This window comes from Streptomyces sp. NPDC111656 (assembly GCF_055656965.1).
Map to the genome: position 1 here is coordinate 1 of NZ_JBVKCA010000022.1, position 24,060 is coordinate 24,060.

The window sequence follows — 24,060 nt, forward strand, 5'->3', positions numbered from 1 at the left end:
CGCAAGTACCACCACAACGAGATGACGTTCTCGATGGTGTACGCCTACAGCGAGAACTACGTCCTGCCCATCTCCCACGACGAGGTCGTCCACGGCAAACGCTCACTCGTGTCGAAGATGCCCGGCGACTGGTGGCAGCAACGCGCCACCACCCGCGCCTACCTCGGTTTCATGTGGGCCCACCCCGGCAAACAACTCCTCTTCATGGGCCAGGAATTCGCCCAGGGCGCCGAATGGTCCGAAGCCCACGGCCCCGACTGGTGGCTCCTGGACCCCGCCTACCCCGCCGAACCCGACCACCGCGGCGTCCGCGACCTCGTCCGCGACCTCAACACCGTCTACCGCCACGAACCCGCCCTCTGGCAACGCGACACCGACCCCGCCGGCTTCACCTGGATCGCCGGCGACGCCGCCGACGACAACGTCCTCGCCTTCCTCCGCCACGACACCGACGGCACCCCCCTGCTCGCCGTCTCCCACTTCTCCCCCGTCGTCCGCCACGACTACCGCCTCGGCATCCCCGAAGACATCCCCGCCTGGCACGAAGTCCTCAACACCGACGCCGCCCGCTACGGCGGCAGCGACGTCCACAACCCCCACCCCGTCAAACCCGAGCCCCACCCCGCCCACGGCCACCCCACCAGCCTCCGTCTGACCCTGCCTCCCCTGGCCACGATCTGGCTCCGCCCCGCCTGACGGCTTCAGCGGCCACGACGAGGGACGGGGCGCAGGAGCGTGAACTCCTCGCCCCGCCCGGTGGTCAGACCGTCGCCGCCCGCAGCGCCTGAGGCAGCTCGCCCTCGTACACGATCCCGAGCGCCTGCGTCGCCCGCGTCAGCGCCACGTACAGGTCGCTCGTGCCGTACCGCGCCGGTTCGACCACGAGGACGGAGTCGAATTCCAGTCCCTTGGCCTGACGGGGGTCGAGGAGGACGACCGTCCGGGTCAGGTCGGGCTCCTCCCCCGCCGTCACGTCCTCCAGTCGGGCCGCGAGCGAGGTGTGCAGTTCGCGGGGTGCGATCACCGCGAGCCGTCCCTCGGCGGGGGTCAGCTCGGCGACGGCCTTCGCGACGGTGCCGGGCAGGTCGTCCCCGGCGGCACGTGCCCACGGTCGTACGCCCGTCGAGCGCACCGAACGCGGCGGTTCGAAGTCCGGGTGCCGCGCGCGCAGGACGCCCGCCGCCACGTCCATGATCTCGGACGGGGTGCGGTAGTTGACCGCGAGGCGCTTGTGCTCCCAGCGGTCCTCGACGTAGGGGCTGAGGATCTCCGACCAGGAGCCCACTCCGGCCGCCTCCGCGGTCTGCGCGGGGTCGCCGACCAGGGTCATCGAGCGGGTCGGGCTGCGCCGCATCAGCAGGCGCCAGGCCATCGGCGAGAGTTCCTGCGCCTCGTCGACGATGATGTGGCCGAACGTCCAGGTCCGGTCGGCCGCCGCGCGTTCGGCGGCGCTGCGGTGGTCGTCCTCCTCGTGCCGCTCGGCCATCCGCTCGGCGTCGATGATGTTGTGCGCGGACAGGACCTCGGAGTCCTCCTCGTCCTTGTCCTCGAACTCGTAGGTGCGGGAGGCGTAGGACACGTCCAGCACGCCCTGCGCGTACGCCACCTGGGCGCGGCGTTCCTGGTCGGCGAGGGCACGGGCCACGCGGTCGTCCTCGCCGAGCAGTTCGGCGGCCTCGTCGAGGAGGGGGACGTCGGCGGTGGTCCAGGCCCCGGTGACCGGGCGGCGGATCGCGGCCGCGTCCTCGTCCGGGACGTATCCCTCGGGGTCCGCGAGGAAGTCGGCGACCAGGCGCTGCGGGGTCAGCCGCGGCCACAGCTGGTCGATGGCCGACCAGACCTCGGGGTTCTCGGCGAGGTCGTCGCGGATCTGGGTGATGTCGCTCGGGTCGAGCAGGTTCGAACCGTCGAAGGGGTCGGTGCCGATGCGCTCGGCCAGCATGTCGGTGAGCGTGTTGAGGATGTGGCCCTCGAAGTACTCGCGGGCCACGTTGTGCGGCAGCTGCGCCTCACGGGTGCGTTCGCGGGCGACCTGGACGAGCCCGGCGTCGAGCATCAGGATGTCCCGGTCGTGCTCGATCGCGATGACCGGGTCGGGCAGCGTCTGGCGGCTTTGGACCACGGCGGCGAGCACCTCGGCCATGTCGGCGCGGCCCTTCACCGCGGCGGCCCGCGGGGCGTCGGTGGCGGTCGCCCGGACGCCGGGGAACAGTTCGCCGACGGTCGCGAGCAGCACGCCCGTCTCGCCGAGCGAGGGCAGTACCTCGCCGATGTAACCGAGGAAGGCGGGGTTCGGTCCGACGATCAGGACGGCGCGCTTCGCCAGCAGTTCCCGGTACTCGTAGAGCAGGTACGCGGCCCTGTGCAGCGCCACCGCCGTCTTTCCGGTGCCGGGGCCGCCCTCGACGACCAGCACGCCCTTGTGCGGGGCGCGGATGATCCGGTCCTGTTCGGCCTGGATGGTCTGCACGATGTCGCTCATGCGGCCGGTGCGCGCCGAGTTCAGCGCGGCCAGCAGTACGGCGTCGCCGGTCGGGTCCTCGTGGCCGGTGCGCTCGTGGTCGCCGAGGTCGAGGATCTCGTCGTGCAGGTCGGTCACCCGGCGGCCGTCGGTGGTGATGTGCCGGCGGCGGCGCAGGTCCATCGGCGTGTGGCCGGTGGCGAGGTAGAAGGGGCGGGCGACCGGGGCCCGCCAGTCGATGAGGATGGGGGTGTGCTCGGTGTCGTCGGCGCGGACGCCGATACGGCCGATGTGATGGGTGACGCCGGAGGTGAGGTCGATCCGGCCGAAGCAGAGCGAGCCGTCCACGGCGTTCAGTGCGGCGAGCAGGCCCGAGCGCTCGGCGACGAGCACGTCCCGTTCGAGCCTGGCCTGCATGGGTGTGTTGCCCTGCGCGAGCGCGTCGCCGACGGAGGCCTCGGTGTCGCCCCGCAGCACGTCCACGCGTGCGTACAACCCGTCGATGAATTCCTGCTCGTGCCGCAATTCATCGTCGGGAAATCCTGTGGTGCCCTCTGCGTTTGCGCCCCTGTTTGACAATTCCGCTCCCGGCCGGATATACTGTGCCCAGTGAACTTCTCCGCGACCCAATTCTCCTGAAGTCGCGAATCATTCAATATACGCAGCGAAATCCCCCGAGCGCAATTGCTCGGGGGATTTTTGTAGTTCTGCTGTATATCGGCGAGGTCGGAGCACGCCGGACGGTCAGAGCACGTCGGACAGCTCCTCCAGCAGCCGGCGCTTCGGCCGGGCGCCCACCATCGATTTCACCGGCTCGCCCCCGCGGAACACCATGAACGTGGGCATCGACAGCACCCGGTAGGCGTTCGTCGTCAGCGGGTTGGTGTCCACGTCCAGCTGGACCACCTTGAGCCGCTCGCCCTCCTCGGCCGCCAGGGCACTGAGCACCGGCCCCATCTGCCGGCACGGCGGGCACCAGTCGGCCGTGAACTCCACCAGCACCGGGAGCTCGGCGCCGATCACCTCCGTCTCGAAGTCCGCGTCCGTCACCGAAGCCACGCCTGCCACCTTGATCACCCTGTCCGCCCTTCCAGTTCGCATACGGGTTCCGGGCCGCCCGGAACCTCCGCCTCGGCCGCCAGCTCGTCACGCGCCCGCTCGGCCCGCGCCAGCTGCGCACCGACCTCGGCCCGTACGGCCTGCAACTCGTCGATCAGCGAGTCGAGCTCGCCCAGCTTGCGCCGGTAGACCGCGAGCGAGGCCGGACAGGAGTCGCCCTCCGGGTGCCCCGCCCGCAGACACTCCACGAAGGGCCGGGTCTCCTCCAGGTCGAACCCGAAGTCCTGCAGCGTCCTGATCTGCCGCAGCAGCCGCAGGTCGTGATCGTCGTACGTCCGGTACCCGTTCTCGCCCCGCCGCGCGGGCAGCAGCCCCCGTGACTCGTAGTACCGAAGAGTCCGCGTGGTGGTCCCGGCCCGCGCCGCCAGCTCGCCGATTCGCATGCCCCGACGGTATTCCTTGACGCCGACGTCAACGCAAGGGCGGCAGTGGCTTTCGCGCCACCGGTGAGGACAGCACGATCGAGGTCGTCGTGCGCCCCAGTGCGGAGGTCTGTTCCAGGACGTCCTCCAGGTGGATCGTGTCCGCGACGGCGACCTTGAGGATCCAGCAGTCCTCGCCGACGACGTGGTGGACCTCGATGATCTCCGGGCGGGAGATCAGCTCCAGGGTCCTGGGGTGGCGCAGGGTGTAGCCGCCGTGCGGATTGACGCGGACGAAGGCCTGGATGCCGTAGCCGAGGAGGGGCGGTGAGACATGGGCGCCGTAACCGGTGACGGCGCCCGTGGACTCCAGCCGCCGTACGCGCTCGGCGACGGCCGCGGGGCTCAGCCGCACGCGCCGGCCGAGCTCGCTGAGCTTGATCCGGCCGTCGCTCTGCAGCAGTTCCAGGATCTGCCGGTCCACCGCGTCGAAGGCCACCGACGTTTCGTCGGTGACGGCGCGCGCTTGCCGTGGTTCCTTCGGTGCAGCGGTCGGATCTCCCATGTCTCCCCCTTCAGACGTGACGCGTACGCCGGGAGAATTATGACCACGGAAGCCCGGTGGACGCGGGAAGTGCGAGGGGGAGGAACGCCGTGCGCGAGATAGGTGTCATTGGCGGGAACCGCTATTTCGGAAAGCGGCTGATTGCCCGGCTGCTGGCCGCCGGGGACCACGTCACCGTCATCAATCGCGGTTCCTCCGCACCGCCCGCCGGGGCGGTCCATCTCGTCGCGGACCGCAAGGACGGGAATTCCCTGGAGAAGGCGCTGGGTTCACGCACCTTCGATGTGGTGGTCGACCAGGTCTGCTACACACCGCGGCAGGCGGAGATCGCGCGACGGGTCTTCACGGGACGCACCCGGCGGTACGTCATGACCTCCACCGTCGAGGTGTACGAGCACGAGGACTCGGCGGATCTCGTACGGGAGGACGCCGTGGACCCCCATGCCGTGCCCGTCGACCTCGCACTCCCCTGGGACGAGCCGGGGTTCCTCGAGGGCCACTACGGGGAGGGCAAGCGCCAGGCCGAGGCGGTGTTCGCGGCCGACCCCGCGTTCCCGTACACGGCCGTCCGGGTGGCCCACGTCCTGGGCGGGGACGACGACTTCACCGGCCGCCTCCAGCACTACGCGGAGCGCATCCGCACGGGCGAGGCGATCGCCGTACCGCCCGTGAACCGCCCGGCGACGTACATCCACGTCGAGGAGATCGCCGACTTCCTGTTCTGGGCGGCGGGCGAGGACTTCACGGGCCCGGTCAACGCGGCCTCCCACGGGCCGCTGACCACGCGGGAGCTGTGCGAGGCGATCGCCGTGCACCTCCCGGACGGCAAGACCCTCCTGCGGCCCGTCGAGGTCGGCGCGGTCTCCCCCTTCTCCTTCAGCCGTTCCTACGGCATGGACAACTCCCGGGCCACCGTGCTCGGGTTCACCTTCGGCGACGCACGGACGTGGCTGCCGCGCGCCGTGGCCGAGACCCTGGGCTCCGACCGCCCGTAGACGATCCTCGGCAAACGGCGGTGGCGGGCGCTGACGCCGTGCGGGGCGTCAGGCGTGCGCGGCCACGCCCGCCGACTCCTCGACCTCCAGCAGCGACGCGCTGTGCCGCTCCTCCTCGAACGCCCTGCGTCCGCCGCGCAGTCCGAAGAGGCGTTTGGCGAGGGCGATGTAGAGGACGGCGAGGATGTTGAGGACCAGGGTGGCGATCTTCAAGTAGCTGACGTGCTCGGTGAGTTCGTAGATCTCCAGGGGCAGGAAGGCGGCGGTGGCGACCACCGTCAGATACTCCGCCCAGCGCTTGGCGTACCAGAGGCCGCCCGCCTCGACGAGTTCGATCAGCGCGTACGCCAGCAGCAGCGCGGCCACCAGGGCCAGCGTGGAGTGTTTGTAGCCGAAGGACTTCTGGATGGTGCCGACGACCGGCGAGTGGTCGAGGTCGTAGTGGAAGTGTTTGAAGACCGGCCGGAAGACGTCGAGGTTCTCGTCGAAGAGCCGGCGCACCGAGTCCTGACTGTTGCTGAACTTCCACACCGCGGCCGCGACCAGCACGATGAACACCCCGCGCACGGCCCGCTCGATCGCCAGGAAGCGCAGGATGAACAGATCACGCAGCACCTTGCCGCGCGGCACCAGGGGTGCGTCCTCCGCGGGGCCCGAGCCATGGGGTTCGCCCAGCACGAAGTCGCCGCAGCGCAGACAGCGCCAGGCCTCGCCGAGGCTCGTCTCGGCGCGCAGCCGCCGGCGCAGTTCCGGCTCGCCGGGCGCGTACGTCACATGACCTTTGCGCGCGCACGTCCGCCGGTCCCAGTCGATCTTCATACTCCGTGTCCTCCGCAGAACATGCCGTGCCGTGCCGGTCAGTCCGGCACGGCACGGTAGTGCATGTTCTACGAGACGGCGGCCCGAGGGTCACGGTTCCGAGGCGGGCTGAGGTGCGCTCAACGCGCCGCCGCGCCGGTGAGTTCCGGCTGTTCCTCCGCTGCCTGCTCCGGGGTCTCCCCCGGGTGCGCGCCGCCCTTGTGGGGCAGCAGGAAGGCGACCAGCACGGTCCCCACGCCCAGGATCACCGCGCCGATCAGGCTGGTGTGCGCCACCGCGTCCGAGAAGGACGAACCGACGGCGTCCGCCATCCGCTCGGCCCCGTGGGTGAGTTGGTCGGCCTGCGCCTTCAGCTGCGCGGCCTTCTCGGTGTTCCCGGCGTGCCCCGCCCGCGCGGCCTGCTCGCCGAGCTGCCGGGCCTTGTCACCGATGCCCTGGGCGACCGCGTAGCCCGCGCCGACCGAGTCCTGCGCCGTGGACAGGGCGCCCGCCGGAAGCTTGCTGCCCGCGGTGGCGTCCGAGAGGTGCGCGGAGTACGAACTCGCCAGCACGGAACCGAGGATCGCGATGCCGAGCGAGCCGCCGAGCTCCAGCGAGGTGTCGTTGACGGCTCCGCCGACGCCGAGTTCGGCCTCGGGGAACGCGCCCATGATGGCGTCCGTGCAGGGCGAGAGCGCGAGCCCGATCGCCAGGCCCAGGAGGGTGAGGGGCAGCACGAGATCACCGTACGAGGATGCCGCGTCGACCCGGGTGAGCAGCGCGAGCGCCGCCGTGCCGCCGACCATGCCCGCGGTCACCGTGATCTTCATGCCGATGCGCGGGGTGAGGTATCCGGTGAGCGTCGAGCCGACGAACACGGCCCCGGCGAGCGGCAGCATCCGCACCCCGGTGTCCAGCGCGTCGTAGCCGAGGACGAACTGGAGGTGCTGGGTGAGGTAGTAGAAGGCGCCGAAGACGGCCAGGAAGAAGAGGGCGACGGCGAGGTTGGAGCCCGCGAACCGGCGGTGGCCGAAGCGGCGTACGTCGACGACCGGGCGCGGGTGGCGCAGCTCCCACACCACGAAGGCCACCAGCCCGGCGCCAGCGACGACCGCGGCGGTCACGGCTTTGACGCCCCATCCGAAGTGCGGCCCCTCAATGATCATGTAGACCAGCGAGCCGATCCAGACCACGGACAGCAGGCCGCCGACGTGGTCGATGCGGTGGTGGTGCGCGGCCCTGGACGGCGGTACGAGGACGAGGGCGCCGACGATCGCGAGCACGGCGATGGGGACGTTGATCAGGAACGTGGACGACCAGCCGTGGTGCTCCAGCAGCGCGCCGGCGACCAGTGGCCCGGCCGCGATGGCGAGTCCGGCGGTGGCGGTCCACAGGGTGATCGCCTTCGCCCGCTCCTCGCGCGGGAAGGTCGCGGCGAGCAGGGAGAGCGTCGCGGGCATGATCAGGGCGGCGCCGACGCCCATCACGGCACGGGCCGCGATGACCCCGGCGGAGCTGTCGACGAGCGAGCCCGCGACCGCGCCCCCGCCGAACACGACGAGCCCCAGGATGAGCGCGCCGCGCCGGCTGTACTTGTCGCCGATCGCACCGAGCAGCAGCATCAGCGCGGCGTACGGGACGGTGTAGCCGTCGATGACCCACTGCAGGTCCGCGCTGGACAGGCCCAGGTCCTGGGTCATGTCCGGGGCCGCGACGGTGAGGGCGGTGTTCGCCATCACGATGATCAGCAGGCTCAGGCAGAGCACCAGCAGCGCCCACCAGCGCCGGGCGTAGGGCCGGTCCATCCCCTCGACCGGTTCGTTCATGACGAGACGCATGACTACGGTCGCCCCTTCTCTTCGCTCCATTTGCACATTGGCGTGCAGTTGCACAACCATGTGCAATGTATCGAGGTGCACAACGCTGTGCAAATCAAGGAGGTGGAGCCCTTGTGGAGGGCACGAGTGATCACCTCGCGCGGATCCGGGGGGCGTGCAGAATGGCAGCCATGACCACGGGTAGTGCCAGCCGCGCGGATGCGAACCGCCGCCGCATCCTCGACGTCGCGCTCGCCGAACTGCTGCGCGACCCCGACGCGTCCATGGACCAGATCGCACGGGCCGCGGGCGTCGTGCGGCGCACGGTGTACGGGCACTTCCCCAGCCGCGAGGTGCTGATCAGCACGTTGACCGACGGCGCGGTGGAGGCGGTGGCCGCGGCGCACGCGGCGGGCCGGGAGAGCGGACGGGACCCGGCGGAATCACTGGTCCGCTCGACGCTCGCCGTCTGGGAGATCGCCGACCGCTACCGGCTGCTGGTCGCCCTCGCCCAGCGCAGCGTCACGGTCCAGGGCATCCGCGAGCGACTCACGCCGGTGCGCGCGGCCTGCGCGGAGCTGCTGCGGCGCGGCCTCGACCAGGGCGTGTTCGAGTCTCCGCTGCCGGCGCCCGCACTGGCGTACGTCCACGAGCAGATGCTGTTCGCCCTCATGGAGGCGGTGAACGACGGCCTGCTGGCGCCGGAGGAGGCGGGCCGCTCCGCCGCGATCACCATGCTGACCGCGGCGGGCGTACCCGCCTCCAGAGCCACCGAACTGGTGACCAAGCTGAGCGATTGAGCTTGTCCGACACATACACCGAGCGGCCAGGTCTACGGGGGGAGAACCTGGCCGCCCGGCGGCTTGGGGGACTTATGAGCCCCGTGGGTGGGGCGCCCCGTCAGGGGCGCGGGGCTGTGTCATCATGCGGCTCCGCCGCGTGGGCGCGATCAGCCACAACGGACCCGCAGCTCCAAACGGCGCTTACGCCTTCGCCAGCTCCTTCTCGCCGCCCTGCTCCGGCACCTCCGGGGCGACGTCGATCGCGTCGTCCTCGTCGCTGTCCAGCAGAGTCTTCTCGTCGAACGGCAGCTCCCCGGCGAGCACCCGGTTCACCCGCTCCTTGTCGACCTCACCGGTCCACGTACCGATGAGCAGCGTGGCGACCGCGTTGCCCGCGAAGTTGGTGACCGCGCGCGCCTCGCTCATGAACCGGTCGATACCGATGATCAGACCGACACCGTCCACGAGCGCGGGCTTGTGCGACTGCAGACCACTGGCCAGGACGGCGATACCGGAGCCGGAGACACCCGCCGCGCCCTTCGAGGCGACCATCATGAAGAGCAGCAGACCGATCTGCTGGCCGATGCTCATCGGCTGGTCCATCGCGTCGGCGATGAACAGCGAGGCCATGGTCAGGTAGATCATCGTGCCGTCGAGGTTGAAGGAGTAGCCGGTCGGCACGGTGATGCCGACGACCGGGCGGCTGACGCCCAGGTGCTCCATCTTGGCGATGAGCCGCGGCAGCGCGGACTCGGACGACGAGGTCGAGACGATCAGCAGGAACTCCCGGCCGAGGTACTTCAGCAGCTGGAAGAGGCTGACCTTGGCGACGAGCTTCGTCAGGGTGCCGAGCACGATGACGATGAAGAGCGCACAGGTGATGTAGAAGCCGAGCATGATCGTGCCCAGCGCCTTCAGCGCGTCCATACCGGTCTCGCCGATGACGGCCGCCATGGCGCCGAAGGCACCGACAGGGGCGGCCCACATGATCATGCCGAGGATGCGGAAGACCAGCTTCTGGATGTGCTCGACACCCTTCAGCACCGGCTGCCCCGCACGGCCCATGGCCTGCAGCGCGAAGCCCACGAGGAGGGCGATCAGCAGGGTCTGGAGCACCTGGCCCTCGGTGAAGGCCGAGACGAAGGTGGTCGGGATGATCCCGAGGATGAAGTCGACGGGGCCCTCGGCGGCGGCCTCGGCCTGCGTGTGCCCGACGCCCTTCACGGCCTCGGTCAGGTGCATCCCGCTGCCCGGGTGGATGATGTTGCCGACGACCAGCCCGATGGCCAGCGCCACGAAGGACATACAGATGAAGTAGCCGAGCGCGAGCCCGCCGACCTTGCCGACCTTGGCGGCCTTGCGTACCGAGCCGACGCCGAGCACGATCGTGCAGAAGATGATCGGGGAGATCATCATCTTGATCAGGCTCACGAAGCCGGTGCCGATCGGCTTGAGCTCCTTGGCGAAGTCCGGCGCGGCGAACCCGACGGCGATGCCGAGCACAACCGCGATGATCACCGCGATGTACAGATAGTGGGTGCGGTCCCGCTTGGCGGCGGGTGCGGCAGGTGCCGTTTGGGTGCTGGCCACGGCTGCCCTCCTTGACGACGTCATCGGCATCATCCGGCGTGCGGCTCACGTCCGGCGGAACCCGGAGTGCGGCCTGCTCCGGCGGGATCCCGCGGTGCGGCTCACTCGGGGGGATCCCGGGGTGCGGCTCACTCCGGGGGATGCGGTGACTATCTCCCGCCCTGTGAGGGCGGTCACCCTTCCGTTCATTTAGTTCACGCTTACATGGAGAGGCAGACTGAACGACATGCGCTTCCTCCCCGTCCCGCGACCCCGCAGCCTGGCCGGCCAGCTCTTCGGCATGCAGGCCGTGCTCATCGCGGTGCTCGTCGCGGGGTACGCGCTGTTCAGTTACGTCAGCGACCGCAGCCAGGCCGAGGACGCGGCGGGCCGCCAGGCCATGGCCGTGGCCCGTTCGATCGCCGACGCACCCTCCGTCCGGGACGCCATCCGCACCACGAACCCCACCAAGGACCTCCAGCCGTACGCGCTCCAGGTACAGCGGGACACCGGCGTGGACTTCGTGACGATCATGAACCCGCAGGGCATCCGCTGGACCCACCCCGACGAGACGCTGATCGGCAAGCACTTCCTCGGGCACATCGGGCCCGCCCTGCACGGCAAGTCCTTCACGGAGACGTACACGGGCAGCCTCGGGGCGTCCGTCCGTGCCGTCACCCCGATCCTCGACAACGGCCACATCGTCGGCCTGGTCAGCGCGGGCATCAAGGTCGAGGCGATCACCCAGCGCGTACAGGAACAGGTGACCGCCCTCATCGGCGTCGCGGGCAGCGCACTCGTGCTCGGCGGCATCGGCACCTACGTCATCAACGCCCGGCTGCGCCGCTCCACGCACGGCATGAACGCGGCCGAGCTGAGCCGGATGCACGACTACCACCAGGCCGCGCTGCACGCCGTGCGCGAGGGGCTGCTGATGCTGGACGGGCAGTACAGGGTGGCGCTGATGAACGACGGCGGGCGGGAGCTGCTGGGGGTGACGGACGAGGTCGTCGGACACTCCGTGGCCGAACTCGGGCTGCCCGCACCGCTCACGGGCGCCCTGCTGTCGGCGGAGCCGCGGGTGGACGAGGTGCATCTGACGGCGTCGCGCGTGCTGGTCGTGAACACCTCCCCGGTGTCCGGCGGCGAGCGGCGCGGCACGGTGGTCACCCTGCGTGATGTGACCGAACTCCAGTCCCTGATGGGCGAGTTGGACTCCGAGCGCGGCTTCACCCAGGCGCTGCGCTCGCAGGCGCACGAGGCCGCGAACCGGCTGCACACGGTGGTCTCGCTGATCGAGCTCGGGCGCGCCGAGGAGGCCGTCGAGTTCGCCACCGCCGAGCTCGAACTCGCCCAGACGCTCACCGACGAGGTGATCTCGGCGGTCAGCGAACCGGTCCTCGCCGCCCTGCTGCTGGGCAAGGCGGCCCAGGCGAACGAGCGGGGCGTGGAGCTGGTGGTGTCGGAGGAGAGCGGTATCGACGACGGGCTGCTCCAGACCGACCTGCCGGCCCGTGACCTGGTCACCGTGCTGGGCAATCTGATCGACAACGCGATGGACGCGGCGCAGGGGACGGTGGGGGCACGGGTGACCGTCACGGCCTTCACGGACGACTCCGCCCTGGTCCTGCGGGTCGCCGACACGGGCGCGGGAGTAGACCCCGCCCACACGGAGGCGGTCTTCCAACGCGGCTGGTCCACCAAGCCGGCGGGGCCCGGCGGCCGGGGCCTCGGGCTGGCCCTCGTACGCCAGGCGGTGAGCCGGCACCACGGCACGCTGACGGTGACGGAGGCGCCCGGGGGCGGGGCGGAGTTCGAGGCGCGGCTGTCGTTGCCTACGGTGGCCCCGCGCGCCCCTGCCGCACCCGTGCCGGAGGCCGCCGAAGAACCGGCCCCGGCCACCACCGAAAGGGCCGCCACCGAAGGGGCCACCGCCGAGCCCGAGTCCGCCCAGCACGCCCTGCCTGGAGGCGACGTATGACCGCCGACCCCATCCGCGTACTCGTCGTCGAGGACGACCCCGTCGCTGCCGACGCGCACGTCATGTATGTGGGCCGGGTGCCCGGCTTCACCGCGGTCGGCAAGGCGCACACGGGCGCGGAGGCGCGGCGCGCGCTGGATCGTACGCCGGTGGACCTGCTGCTGCTCGACCTGCATCTGCCGGACGTGCACGGACTGCAGCTCGCCCGCTCCCTGCGTGCCGCCGGCTATCACGCGGACGTGATCGCGGTGACGTCCGCGCGGGACCTCGCTGTCGTACGGGAAGGGGTCTCGCTCGGGGTCGTCCAGTACGTCCTGAAGCCCTTCACCTTCGCCACCCTGCGCGACCGCCTCGTGCGGTACGCCGAGTTCCACGCGGCGGTGGGCGAGGCGAGCGGCCAGGACGAGGTGGACCGCGCCCTGGCCACCCTGCGCGCCCCCGGCCCGGCCGCCCTCCCCAAGGGCCTCAGCGCGCCGACGCTGGAGCGGGTCACCCGGACGCTGCGGGACAGCGCCGAGGGCCTGACGGCGGCCGGGGTCGCGGAGTCGGTCGGCATCTCCCGGATCACGGCCCGGCGCTATCTGGAGCACCTGGTGGAGGCGGGACGTGCGGCGCGTGCTCCGCAGTACGGGCAGGTGGGGCGGCCGGAGTTGCAGTACCGGTGGGTCAAGGGCTGATCGCGCGGGGCGCCGGCCGTCCGGCAGGACATGCGGCCCGGTGGGACTTATGTCCCCCCTGGGACATCACACGCGGCCCCGTCTCCGCGAGCCCCGCAAGGTCACGAGCCGCTGCAAGGTCATTGACGTGGACTAGTCCACGCTCTTACGTTCACCGGGCAGACAACTCGGCCACCAATGACGTCGGCCAGTAGGAGGTCGTGCCCGTGCGCCCCACCGCCGCCCCGCTACTCCTCGCCACTCTGCTCACCGCGACCGCGCTCAGCGCCTGCGGATCGGGCTCCGGAAGCGATCCGGACACCGTGAAGGTCTCCTTCAAGCAGTCCACGGACAACTCGATCCGCGTCATGGACACCTACCTGGGGGAGATGAAGAAGGAGTTCGAGAAGGCCAACCCCGGCAAGAAGGTCGAACTCGTCCCGATCAAGGCCCCGGACTCCGAGTACTACACCAAGCTCCAGCAGATGCTGAGATCCCCCAAGACGGCCCCGGACCTGGTCTACGAGGACACCTTCCTCATCAACTCGGACATCACGAGCGGGTACTTGAAGCCCCTGGACCCCTATCTCGACAAGTGGCCCGACTGGAACCAGTTCGTCGACACGGCGCAGTCGGCCGCGAAGGCGCAGGACGGGAAGACGTACGGCGTCCCGGACGGCACGGACACCCGGGGCCTCTGGTTCGACAAGGGCATCTTCAAGAAGGCTGGCCTGCCCGCCGACTGGCAGCCCAAGACGTGGGACGAGGTGCTGGCCGCCGCACGCACCATCAAGGCGAAGGTCCCCGACGTCACCCCGCTCAACGTCTACACGGGCAAGCCGGCGGGCGAGGCGGCCACCATGCAGGGCTTCGAGATGCTGCTGTACGGGACGGGTGACGGCACGTCGGACCCTCTGTACGACACGGCGTCGAAGAAGTGGATCGCGGGCAGTCGGGCCTTCAAGGACGCGCTCACCTTCGTGCACACGGTCTACAAGGAGAAGCTGGGCCCCGACGTCTCGGACGCCCTCGACCCGAACTTCCCCACGACCGTCCGCGGCGAACTGATGCCCAAGGGCAAGCTCGGCATCAACCTGGACGGCAGCTGGCTGCCGCAGGACTGGCTGAAGGGCGCGGGACACGAGTGGCCCGAGTGGTCGCAGAAACTCGGCCTCGCGTACATGCCGACGCAGACCGGCCAGGCTCCCGGCAAGGTGAGCATGTCCGGCGGCTGGACCTGGTCGATCCCCGCCAAGGCGTCCAACCCGGACCTCGCCTTCAAGTTCATCGAGACGATGCAGACCAAGGCGAACGCGCAGAAGTGGTACATCGCCAACTCAGGCATCGCGGTGCGGGGGGACGTGGCCTCCGACCCCGGGTACGTGAAGGCGCAGCCCGGCATCAAGTTCTTCACGGACCTGGTCGCGAGCACGCACTACCGCCCCGCGTACCCGGCCTATCCCAAGGTCTCGACGGCCATCCAGGAGGCCATGGAGGGCGTGACGACGGGTGACAGCTCGGTCGACAAGGCGGCGAGCGGGTACGACGAGGAGCTGAAGACGGCCACCGACAACCAGGTGATCAGGAAGTGAGGCTGCGCCGCACCCTGACCCGCGCCCTGCCCCTCACCCCCGCCGTCGCCCTCCTGCTCCTCTTCCTGGCGGGCCCGATCGCGTACTGCGCGTACATCGCCTTCACCGACCTCCAGCTCACCGGCCAGGCGCACTCGTCCTTCGTCGGCCTCGAGAACTTCCGGGCGGCGTTCAAGGACGACGCGTTCCTGAACGCGGTCTGGCTGACGCTGGTGTTCACGGTCCTGTCGTCGCTGGTCGGCCAGAACACGCTGGGCCTGGCGCTGGCTTCGCTGATGCAGCGGGCGTCGAAGCCGGTGCGGACGGTCGTGGGCGGGATCGTGATCACGGCGTGGGTGCTGCCGGAGGTGGTGGCCGGGTTCCTGCTGTACGCGTTCTTCCGACGGGAAGGCACGCTGAACGCGATCCTGGACTGGCTCCACCTGCCCACCCAGAACTGGCTGTTCACGCTGCCGATCCTGGCGGTGTCGTTCGCGAACGTCTGGCGGGGGACGGCCTTCTCCATGCTGGTGTACTCGGCGGCCCTGAACGAGATACCGAAGGAGATCACCGAGGCGGCGGAGGTGGACGGGGCGGGTGGCTGGCGCCGTATGTGGCACATCACGCTGCCGATGATCCGCCGCTCCATCGGTACGAACCTGATGCTCAACACCCTGCAGACGCTGTCGGTGTTCGGGCTGATCTGGGTGATGACGAGGGGCGGCCCGGGGAACAGGAGCCAGACGCTGCCGCTCTTCATGTACGAGCAGGCCTTCCAGAAGAGCATGATCGGATACGGCACCGCGGTGGCGCTGCTCCTGCTGGTGGTCGGCTCGCTGTTCTCTCTGGTGTACATGCGGCTGCTGCGGACGGAGGTGTGACATGCCGGTCCGTACGAGACTGAGGTCCCGCCGCACCGGCCGCCGGCTGGCCGCCGACGCGGGCCTGCTGGTGGTGGCCGCCGCCTTCGTCCTCCCCCTGGCCTGGGTGATCCTGTCCGCTCTCGACCCGCACGCGGGCCTCAGGGTGCAGGTCCCGGACAGTCTCACGCTGGACAACTTCGACGCCGTCCTGAAGCCGGACATCACCTATACACCGCTGCTCAACAGCCTGATCCTGTGCGGGGGCGGGACGCTGCTCACGGTGGTGTGCGCGGCGCTGGCCGCGTATCCGCTGTCGCGGTTCCGCTCGCGACTGAACCGTCCCTTCCTCCTGACGATCCTCTTCGCGACGTGCCTGCCGATTACGGCGATCATGGTCCCGGTGTACGCCTTGTTCGTACGGGTGAACCTCATCGACACCGTGCAGGGCACGATCTTCTTCTTCGCCGCGTCCCAACTCCCCTTCGCCATCTGGCTGATGAAGAACTTCATGGACGGCGTGCCGAAGGAACTGGAGGAGGCGGCGTGGACGGACGGGGCGTCGTCGCTCCAGTCCCTGGTACGGATCGTGCTGCCGCTGATGGGTCCGGGGGTGGCAGTGGTGACGGTCTTCTCGTTCGTGATGATGTGGGGGAACTTCTTCGTCCCGTTCATGCTCCTGCTGACCCCGGACCAGATGCCGGCGTCCGTGAGCATCAACGACTTCTTCGGAAACCGGGGAACGGTGGTCTACGGACAGCTGGCCGCGTTCTCGGTCATCTACTCGACGCCGGTGATCCTGCTGTACGTACTGGTGGCCAGGCGATTGGGCGGGGGGTTCGCGTTGGGCGGCGCGGTCAAGGGGTGAGGGCCGGGCCCGCCCCACCCGCCGAGGCCGAGGCCTACTCCTCCTCCAACGCCAGCACCCCGACCGTCTCCAGCACCCCGACCGTCTGCCCCCCGCTCGTCTCTCCGGTCGGCTTGAATCCCAGCCCGAGATAAAAGCCCTCCGGGCCGGTCTCGCCGGGGTGCCAGGTGACCGTGAGACGGGTGCCGCCCCGGCGCCTGATCTCGGCGGCCACGGCCTCGACCGCGAAGCGGCCGTATCCCCTGCCCTGTTCCCCGGCCGCGATGTTCAGACGCCACAGCCCGGAGCGGAGGTCGGTGCCCGCCTCGCCTCCGTCCCAGTTGATGTCGAAGAAGGCCATCAGAAACCCGACGGTCCGCTCCCCGTCCATGATGAGGCGGGGCCAGGCGACACCGGGATGCACATACGCCTCGCCCAGCGACTTCACGACGGGCGCGACCAGGTGCTCCTGATCGGGGCGGACCTTCAGTCCGATCGCGGTGTCGAAATTGCCGGGAGTGATCTTCTCAAGGCGCGGTGCGGTCGTCATGCCCTCACCCTAGGTGACCGAATCAACCGATTTTTCGACGCACCCTTCAGGGCGCAGCCCCCGCCCCGAAACCCCGGGAGGATCCGACGGGAAGGGGCGGTGAGGGCAGAGCCGTATGTTCGTACGATCCGTGATTGTGTCCGAACAGACCGTAGTCACCACCGCCCCGGCCCCATATTTTGTGCGCGTGCAGCGACCGCAGGCCCATCAGCCCACCCCGCCCTTCAACGCTCCGGCCGCCCGCAGACTGCGGACCGCCCTCGGCATGGGCCCCGAGCACGTCGCGTACGGGATGAGAGCCTCGTACGGGCTGCCGTACGTCACCCCCGACCTCGTCCTGGCCTGGGAGAGAGGGACGACCACCCCCAACGGGCCCGAACTCACCGCGCTCGCAAGCGTGTTGTGGTGTTCACCGGGTGAACTCATCGGCGCACCACGGACGTTGCGCGAGCACCGCGTGTCACGCGGGCTGGCCCAAGAGGACATCGCACGGGCCGTGGGCCTCGAACTCCTCGCCTACCAGCGGATGGAGGAGGCCGACGAGTGGCGCGGCAACGAGCGGCAGTCGGTCGTCCTCGCCGACACCCTCGAACTGTCGCTGCGGGACTTCGTCACCGTCACGGGGCGCGACGACAAGCTCGCCGAACTGTTGCGCAGCGCGGTGACGACGCGCTGGCAGGCGTACGTCCGTCCGGTCGGGAAGATGATCCCGCTGGACCGGCGCCTCCTGGAGGACGTCCTCCAGGAGATGCACACGGAGTACCAGGGGCAGATGGTGGTCACGCTCAGCTGGAGCGGCGGATCGGCCGCCGCCGACGCCGACGACTCCGGCCGTGACTTCCTCGACCGGATCGTCGATCACTTCTGGGCCGTGGTCCAGAGAGCCACGTACTGAGTCCGCTCGAACCGAGCTCGTACGACCCCGGGCAGTACGACCGCCGTACGACCCGGCCCGTACGACCTAGAAGACCGACTCCGCCTCGTCCATCCGGTCCTTCGGCACCGTCTTCAGCTCCGTGACCGCCTCCGCCAGCGGCACCATCAGCACGTCCGTCCCCCGCAGCGCCGTCATCCGCCCGAAGTCACCCCGGTGCGCCGCCTCCACCGCGTGCCAGCCGAACCGCGTGGCGAGCACCCGGTCGTACGCGGTCGGGGTGCCGCCCCGCTGCACATGGCCGAGGATGACCGGCTTGGCCTCCTTGCCGAGGCGCCGCTCCAGCTCGTACGCCAGCGCCGTGCCGATGCCCTGGAAGCGCTCGTGGCCGAACTGGTCTATGGCGCCGTGGCCGTAGTCCATGGTGCCCTCGACGGGGTGGGCGCCCTCGGCGACGCAGATGACCGCGAACTTCTTGCCGCGGGCGAAGCGCTCCTCGACCATCGCCATCACGTCGGACGGGTCGAAGGGCCGCTCGGGCAGGCAGATGCCGTGGGCGCCGGCCGCCATGCCGGACTCCAGGGCGATCCAGCCCGCGTGCCGGCCCATGACCTCGACGACCATCACGCGCTGGTGGGACTCGGCCGTGGTCTTCAGGCGGTCCATGGCCTCCGAGGCCACGCCCACCGCCGTGTCGAAACCGAAGGTCCGGTCGGTCGACGAGATGTCGTTGTCGATCGTCTTGGGGACACCGACCACCGGCAGCCCCGCGTCCGACAGCATCCGGGCGGCCGTCAGCGTGCCCTCGCCGCCGATCGGGATCAGCACGTCGATGCCGAACTCGCGGGCCATGTCCTGCGCGTTCTCGCAGGCCTCGCGGAGTCGGTCGCGCTGCAGTCGCGAGGAGCCGAGAATCGTGCCGCCACGGGCGAGGATGCCGCTGACCGCGTTGAGGTCGAGGGTGCGGTAGCGGCCGTCGAGCAAGCCCGCGTAGCCGTCCTCGAAGCCGATGACCTCGTCCCCGAAATTGGTGACCGCTCGGTGCACGACCGACCGGATCACGGCGTTCAGGCCCGGGCAGTCGCCGCCTGCGGTGAGAACTCCGATACGCATCGTGCTGTGTCTCCTGCTCGCTGCTGGTACGTGTGAGCCGGTCCGATTGTTTCACGAGACGCAGGGCACCGACGATTCCCTCGTTCCCACCAGGACGTTTGTCCTGGCGGGCGCCGTAGCTACCCTCAGAGGTATTGTCAAGAGGGTTCCGCTCACCCCAGTGGGCCATTTTTCCGAGCCCCGAAACCACCCAGCGCCACAACGGATGGAGAGCACGCGTGACCCGCAGCGTCTACGTGACCGGGATCGACCGCGGCGACGGCCGCCAGGTCGTCGAGCTGGGGGTCATGGAGCTCCTGACTCGCCAGGTCGACCGGGTGGGCGTCTTCCGTCCACTCGTCCACGACGGCCCGGACCGGCTCTTCGAGCTGCTGCGCGCCCGCTACCGGCTGACCCAGGACCCGGCGAGCGTGTACGGCATGGACTACCACGAGGCGTCCACGCTCCAGGCCGAGCAGGGTGCGGACGAACTGGTCTCCTCCCTCGTCGACCGGTTCCACCTCGTCGCCCGCGACTACGAAGTCGTCCTCGTCCTGGGCACCGACTTCGCCGACACCCAGTTCCCGGACGAGCTGGCGCTGAACGCGCGGCTCGCGAACGAGTTCGGCGCCTCCGTGATCCCCGTGGTCGGCGGACGCGGGCAGACCGCCGAGTCCGTGCGCGCCGAGACACGCAACGCCTACCGCGCGTACGACGGTCTGGGCTGCGACGTCCTCGCCATGGTCGTGAACCGGGTGGCCCCGGCCGACCGCGCCGAGATCAGCGAGCGGATCGACCACCGTCTGCCCGTCCCCTGTTACGTGCTGCCCGACGAGCCCGCCCTCTCCGCGCCCACCGTCGCGCAGATCACCCACGCCCTCGGCGGCAAGGTGCTCCTCGGCGACGACGCGGGCCTCGCCCGGGACGCGCTCGACTTCGTCTTCGGCGGCGCCATGCTGCCGAACTTCCTGAACGCCCTGACCCCGGGATGCCTCGTGGTCACCCCGGGCGATCGCGCCGACCTGGTCGTCGGCTCGCTCGCCGCGCACAGCGCAGGCACCCCGCCCATAGCCGGCGTGCTCCTCACCCTGAACGAGCGGCCCAGCGACGAGGTCCTCACCCTCGCCGCCCGCCTCGCCCCCGGCACCCCGGTGATCTCGGTGGCCGGCAACTCCTTCCCCACCGCGGCCGAACTCTTCTCCCTGGAGGGGAAGTTGAACGCCGCGACCCCGCGCAAGGCGGAGACCGCCCTCGGTCTCTTCGAGCGGTACGTCGACACCAGTGATCTCCTCAGGCGCGTCTCGGCGCCGAGCAGCGACCGCCTCACCCCGATGATGTTCGAGCACAAGCTCCTCGAACAGGCCCGCTCCGACAAGCGCCGCGTCGTGCTCCCCGAGGGCACCGAGGCCCGCGTCCTGCACGCCGCGGAGGTGCTGCTGCGCCGGGGGGTGTGCGACCTGACGCTGCTCGGTCCCGTCGACCAGATCCGCAAGAAGGCCGCCGACCTCGGCATCGACCTGGGCGACACCCAGCTGATCGACCCGGTCACCTCCGAGCTGCGCGAGCGCTTCGCCGAGAAGTACGCCGCCCTGCGCGCCCACAGGGGCGTCACCGTCGAGCTGGCCTACGACGTCGTCGCCGACGTGAACTACTTCGGGACGCTGATGGTGCAGGAGGGGCTCGCAGACGGCATGGTCTCCGGCTCCGTGCACTCCACCGCCGCGACCATCCGGCCCGCCTTCGAGATCATCAAGACCAAGCCGGACACCAAGATCGTCTCGTCCGTCTTCTTCATGTGCCTCGCCGACAAGGTCCTGGTCTACGGCGACTGCGCGGTGAACCCCGACCCGAACGCCGAGCAGCTCTGCGACATCGCCATCCAGTCGGCCGTCACGGCCGAACAGTTCGGCGTCGAGCCCCGGATCGCGATGCTGTCGTACTCGACGGGCACGTCCGGGTCGGGCGCCGACGTCGACAAGGTGCGCGAGGCCACCGACCTGGTGCGGCTGCGCCGCGACGACCTGAAGATCGAGGGGCCGATCCAGTACGACGCCGCGGTCGAGCCGACCGTCGCGGCGACCAAGCTGCCGGACTCGGAGGTCGCCGGGCAGGCGTCCGTGCTGATCTTCCCCGACCTGAACACCGGCAACAACACCTACAAGGCCGTACAGCGCTCGGCCGGCGCGATCGCCGTCGGACCGGTCCTGCAGGGCCTGCGCAAGCCCGTCAACGACCTGTCCCGCGGGGCGCTCGTACAGGACATTGTCAACACGGTCGTGATCACGGCGATCCAGGCCCAGACTTCGAGCAGGGCATGACCACCACCATCCTCGACCCAGAAGGCACCCCCGCAGTGACCGCCACCCGCGTCCTCGTCCTCAACTCCGGCTCCTCGTCGGTGAAGTACCAGCTGCTCGACATGCGAGACAGCGGCCGTCTCGCCATGGGCCTCGTCGAGCGCATCGGCGAGGGCACCTCCCGGCTGAAGCACACGGCGCTCACCACGGGCGAGACCCGCGAGACGGTCGGTCCCATCGCCGACCACGCCGCCGCGCTCAAGGCCGTCGCCGAGGAACTGGCCAAGGACGGCCTCGGCCTGGACTCCCCCGAGCTGGCCGCGATCGGCCACCGGGTGGTGCACGGCGGGCAGCGGTTCACCGCGCCCACCGTCATAGACGAGGCCGTGCTCGCCGAGATCGAGCGGCTGATCCCGGTCGCCCCGCTGCACAACCCGGCGAACCTGATCGGTATCCGTACGGCCCAGGCGCTGCGCCCCGACCTGCCCCAGGTCGGCGTCTTCGACACCGCGTTCCACACGACGATGCCGGAGTCGGCGGCGCGCTACGCGATCGACGTGAAGACCGCCGACGAGTACCGCATCCGGCGCTACGGCTTCCACGGAACCTCGCACGCGTACGTGTCCCGGGCGACGGCCGAGCTCCTGGGCAAGGCCCCCGAGGACGTGAACGTCATCGTGCTGCATCTGGGCAACGGCGCGTCCGCGTCCGCCGTACGGGGCGGCCGCTGCGTGGACACCTCCATGGGGCTCACGCCGCTGGAGGGACTGGTCATGGGCACGCGGTCGGGCGACGTGGATCCCGCGGTCATCCTCCATTTGATGCGCGTTGGCGGGATGTCCACGGACGAGATCGACACTTTGCTGAACAAGAAGAGCGGCCTGATCGGTCTGTGCGGCGACAACGACATGCGGGAGATCCGTCGCCGTGTCGACGAGGGTGACGAGCAGGCGCGGCTCGCCTTCGACATCTACATCCACCGCCTGAAGAAGTACATCGGCGCCTACTACGCGGTACTGGGCCGGGTGGACGCGATCGCCTTCACCGCCGGAGTGGGCGAGAACGCCGCTCCGGTGCGCGAGGCGGCGGTGGCCGGCCTGGAGGAACTCGGCCTGGCGGTCGACGCCGACCTGAACGCGGCTCGAGGGGACGGGCCCAGACTCGTCTCCCCCGAGGGCGCACGGGTCGCGGTCGCCGTGGTGCCGACCGACGAGGAACTGGAGATCGCCACGCAGACCTACGCACTCGTGGACGCGTCCCACGGCCTCATCTGAGCGGCACCACGCCACCTCGAACGGGGGGCAGGTGCAGCCTCAGCTGAGCGGCAGCGCGCCCCTTTGTATCTTCCGCCAGACGGAATATTCCGTAGCGAAACAAACCGATAGGATCGCCCTATGCGCCGTTCGAAAATCGTCTGTACTCTCGGCCCCGCGGTCGACTCCCACGAGCAGCTCGTCGCGCTGATCGAAGCCGGCATGAACGTGGCCCGCTTCAACTTCAGCCACGGCACACAGGCCGAGCACCAGAGCCGCTACGACCGGGTCCGAGCCGCCGCGGCCGAGACCGGCAAGGCCATCGGTGTCCTCGCCGACCTGCAGGGCCCGAAGATCCGTCTGGAGACCTTCGCCGAGGGACCCGTCGAGCTGGTGCGCGGTGACGAGTTCACCATCACCACCGAGGACGTGCCCGGCGACAAGCACATCTGCGGCACGACCTACAAGGGCCTGCCCGGTGACGTCTCCAAGGGCGACCCGATCCTCATCAACGACGGCAACGTCGAGCTGAAGGTCGTCGAGGTCGACGGTTCCCGCGTCAGGACGGTCGTCATCGAGGGCGGTGTGATCTCGGACCACAAGGGCATCAACCTGCCCGGTACGGCCGTGAACGTGCCGGCGCTGTCCGAGAAGGACGTCGAGGACCTGCGCTTCGCGCTGCGGATGGGCTGCGACATGGTCGCCCTGTCCTTCGTGCGTGACGCGGGCGACGTGAACGACGTGCACAAGGTGATGGACGAGGAGGGCCGCCGGGTCCCCGTCATCGCCAAGGTCGAGAAGCCGCAGGCGGTCGAGAACATGGAGGCCGTCGTCGCGGCGTTCGACGCCGTCATGGTGGCCCGTGGCGACCTGGCCGTCGAGTACCCGCTCGAGAAGGTCCCGATGGTGCAGAAGCGCCTCGTGGAGCTGTGCCGCCGCAACGCCAAGCCGGTGATCGTCGCGACCCAGATGATGGAGTCGATGATCACCAACTCCCGCCCGACCCGCGCCGAGGCCTCCGACGTCGCCAACGCGATCCTCGACGGCGCCGACGCGGTCATGCTCTCGGCCGAGTCGAGCGTGGGCGCGTACCCGATCGAGACGGTCAAGACGATGTCGAAGATCGTCGTGGCGGCGGAGGAAGAGCTCCTCTCCAAGGGTCTGCAGCCCCTGGTCCCCGGCAAGAAGCCGCGCACGCAGGGTGGTTCGGTCGCCCGTGCCGCCTGCGAGATCGCCGACTTCCTCGGCGGCAAGGGCCTGGTCGCCTTCACCAAGTCGGGTGACACAGCCCGCCGGCTCTCCCGCTATCGCGCGGCCCAGCCGATCCTGGCCTTCACCACCGACGAGGGCACCCGCAACCAGCTCGCGCTGAGCTGGGGCGTCGAGTCGCACGTCGTGCCGTTCGTGAAGAGCACCGACGAGATGGTCGACCTCGTCGACCACGAGCTCCAGAAGCTCAAGCGGTTCAACGACGGCGACATCGTCGTGATGACCGCCGGCTCGCCCCCCGGCGTCCCCGGCACCACCAACATGGTCCGGATCCACCACCTGGGCGAGAGCAGCCGCACCGCCTGACCCGCGGCTCCCGTACGCCACCGAGGGCGCCTCCTG

At 69.9% G+C, this 24,060-nt stretch carries 21 protein-coding genes; 12 read left to right on the forward strand and 9 right to left on the reverse strand.

Annotated elements, in window-relative coordinates:
- Positions 1-696 (forward strand): alpha amylase C-terminal domain-containing protein (locus tag ACZ7M3_RS42290; RefSeq protein WP_472070885.1); only part of this gene is annotated, 696 nt, incomplete at its 5' end.
- Between the two features lie 64 nt (positions 697-760).
- On the opposite strand, the gene ACZ7M3_RS42295 is transcribed toward ACZ7M3_RS42290, so the two are convergent.
- The 4 genes from ACZ7M3_RS42295 to ACZ7M3_RS42310 all read right to left on the reverse strand — a co-directional run bounded on the left by ACZ7M3_RS42295 (position 761) and on the right by ACZ7M3_RS42310 (position 4,507).
- Entirely contained in the window at positions 761-3,040 is a 2,280-nt protein-coding gene (locus tag ACZ7M3_RS42295) for a HelD family protein (RefSeq protein ID WP_472070887.1), read from the reverse strand.
- Between the two features lie 165 nt (positions 3,041-3,205).
- The gene (locus ACZ7M3_RS42300; protein WP_095857766.1) at positions 3,206-3,520 is read right to left on the reverse strand and encodes a thioredoxin family protein; all 315 of its coding nucleotides are present in this window, start codon (positions 3,518-3,520) and stop codon (positions 3,206-3,208) included.
- Between the two features lie 14 nt (positions 3,521-3,534).
- Positions 3,535-3,963 (reverse strand): MerR family transcriptional regulator, encoded by a 429-nt coding sequence (locus ACZ7M3_RS42305; protein ID WP_472070889.1) that lies wholly within the window; start codon positions 3,961-3,963, stop codon positions 3,535-3,537.
- Between the two features lie 28 nt (positions 3,964-3,991).
- Entirely contained in the window at positions 3,992-4,507 is a 516-nt protein-coding gene (locus ACZ7M3_RS42310; protein ID WP_472070891.1) for an Lrp/AsnC family transcriptional regulator, read from the reverse strand.
- An 89-nt stretch (positions 4,508-4,596) separates the two neighbouring features.
- Here ACZ7M3_RS42310 and ACZ7M3_RS42315 point away from each other — a divergent pair, with 89 nt between their 5' ends.
- Positions 4,597-5,502 carry an NAD-dependent epimerase/dehydratase family protein gene (locus tag ACZ7M3_RS42315; RefSeq protein WP_472070893.1) on the forward strand — a complete coding sequence of 302 codons (906 nt, stop codon included), beginning with the start codon at positions 4,597-4,599 and terminating at the stop codon, positions 5,500-5,502.
- 48 nt (positions 5,503-5,550) lie between these two features.
- On the opposite strand, the gene ACZ7M3_RS42320 is transcribed toward ACZ7M3_RS42315, so the two are convergent.
- A complete protein-coding gene (locus tag ACZ7M3_RS42320; RefSeq protein ID WP_472070895.1) occupies positions 5,551-6,321 on the reverse strand; it encodes a DUF2127 domain-containing protein in 771 nt (256 codons plus the stop codon).
- Positions 6,322-6,440: 119 nt separating this feature from the next.
- Positions 6,441-8,138: an MFS transporter gene (locus ACZ7M3_RS42325; RefSeq protein WP_472070897.1), complete on the reverse strand. Its 1,698-nt coding sequence runs from the start codon at positions 8,136-8,138 to the stop codon at positions 6,441-6,443.
- A 170-nt stretch (positions 8,139-8,308) separates the two neighbouring features.
- On the opposite strand from ACZ7M3_RS42325, the gene ACZ7M3_RS42330 reads away from it, so the two are divergent.
- On the forward strand, positions 8,309-8,917 hold the full coding sequence (locus tag ACZ7M3_RS42330; RefSeq protein ID WP_472070899.1) for a TetR/AcrR family transcriptional regulator: 609 nt from the start codon (positions 8,309-8,311) through the stop codon (positions 8,915-8,917).
- 183 nt (positions 8,918-9,100) lie between these two features.
- Here ACZ7M3_RS42330 and ACZ7M3_RS42335 read toward each other — a convergent pair whose 3' ends face one another.
- The gene (locus ACZ7M3_RS42335) at positions 9,101-10,522 is read right to left on the reverse strand and encodes a cation:dicarboxylate symporter family transporter (protein ID WP_388123618.1); all 1,422 of its coding nucleotides are present in this window, start codon (positions 10,520-10,522) and stop codon (positions 9,101-9,103) included.
- Between the two features lie 193 nt (positions 10,523-10,715).
- Between ACZ7M3_RS42335 and ACZ7M3_RS42340 the strand changes: the two genes are divergently transcribed.
- The 5 genes from ACZ7M3_RS42340 (at position 10,716) to ACZ7M3_RS42360 (ending at position 16,404) form a co-directional block, all read left to right on the forward strand.
- Complete coding sequence (locus tag ACZ7M3_RS42340) at positions 10,716-12,449, forward strand: ATP-binding protein (protein WP_472070901.1); 1,734 nt, start codon at positions 10,716-10,718, stop codon at positions 12,447-12,449.
- Positions 12,446-13,126: a response regulator gene (locus tag ACZ7M3_RS42345; RefSeq protein ID WP_054233170.1), complete on the forward strand. Its 681-nt coding sequence runs from the start codon at positions 12,446-12,448 to the stop codon at positions 13,124-13,126. The genes ACZ7M3_RS42340 and ACZ7M3_RS42345 overlap by 4 nt, the downstream gene beginning before the upstream one ends.
- Before the next feature lie 200 nt (positions 13,127-13,326).
- Positions 13,327-14,697, forward strand: coding sequence for an extracellular solute-binding protein (locus ACZ7M3_RS42350; protein WP_472070903.1), 1,371 nt, complete (start codon positions 13,327-13,329; stop codon positions 14,695-14,697).
- The gene (locus tag ACZ7M3_RS42355; protein ID WP_261688429.1) at positions 14,694-15,557 is read left to right on the forward strand and encodes a carbohydrate ABC transporter permease; all 864 of its coding nucleotides are present in this window, start codon (positions 14,694-14,696) and stop codon (positions 15,555-15,557) included. Before ACZ7M3_RS42350 ends, ACZ7M3_RS42355 begins: the two co-directional genes overlap by 4 nt.
- Before the next feature lies 1 nt (position 15,558).
- Entirely contained in the window at positions 15,559-16,404 is an 846-nt protein-coding gene (locus tag ACZ7M3_RS42360; RefSeq protein WP_472070905.1) for a carbohydrate ABC transporter permease, read from the forward strand.
- A 34-nt stretch (positions 16,405-16,438) separates the two neighbouring features.
- Here the strand turns inward: ACZ7M3_RS42360 and ACZ7M3_RS42365 are convergent, their stop codons facing one another.
- Entirely contained in the window at positions 16,439-16,933 is a 495-nt protein-coding gene (locus ACZ7M3_RS42365) for a GNAT family N-acetyltransferase (protein WP_472070907.1), read from the reverse strand.
- A gap of 265 nt (positions 16,934-17,198) precedes the next feature.
- On the opposite strand from ACZ7M3_RS42365, the gene ACZ7M3_RS42370 reads away from it, so the two are divergent.
- Entirely contained in the window at positions 17,199-17,828 is a 630-nt protein-coding gene (locus ACZ7M3_RS42370) for an XRE family transcriptional regulator (RefSeq protein WP_472071052.1), read from the forward strand.
- A 66-nt stretch (positions 17,829-17,894) separates the two neighbouring features.
- On the opposite strand, the gene ACZ7M3_RS42375 is transcribed toward ACZ7M3_RS42370, so the two are convergent.
- Positions 17,895-18,920, reverse strand: coding sequence for an ATP-dependent 6-phosphofructokinase (locus tag ACZ7M3_RS42375; protein ID WP_472070909.1), 1,026 nt, complete (start codon positions 18,918-18,920; stop codon positions 17,895-17,897).
- Positions 18,921-19,138: 218 nt separating this feature from the next.
- Here ACZ7M3_RS42375 and pta point away from each other — a divergent pair, with 218 nt between their 5' ends.
- The 3 genes from pta (at position 19,139) to pyk (ending at position 24,024) form a co-directional block, all read left to right on the forward strand.
- Positions 19,139-21,217, forward strand: a complete 2,079-nt coding sequence (gene pta, locus ACZ7M3_RS42380) for a phosphate acetyltransferase (RefSeq protein WP_095852540.1) — start codon at positions 19,139-19,141, stop codon at positions 21,215-21,217.
- Positions 21,218-21,252: 35 nt separating this feature from the next.
- The gene (locus tag ACZ7M3_RS42385) at positions 21,253-22,470 is read left to right on the forward strand and encodes an acetate kinase (RefSeq protein ID WP_472071054.1); all 1,218 of its coding nucleotides are present in this window, start codon (positions 21,253-21,255) and stop codon (positions 22,468-22,470) included.
- A 120-nt stretch (positions 22,471-22,590) separates the two neighbouring features.
- Positions 22,591-24,024, forward strand: coding sequence for a pyruvate kinase (gene pyk, locus ACZ7M3_RS42390; RefSeq protein WP_472070911.1), 1,434 nt, complete (start codon positions 22,591-22,593; stop codon positions 24,022-24,024).
- Positions 24,025-24,060: the final 36 nt, after the last annotated feature.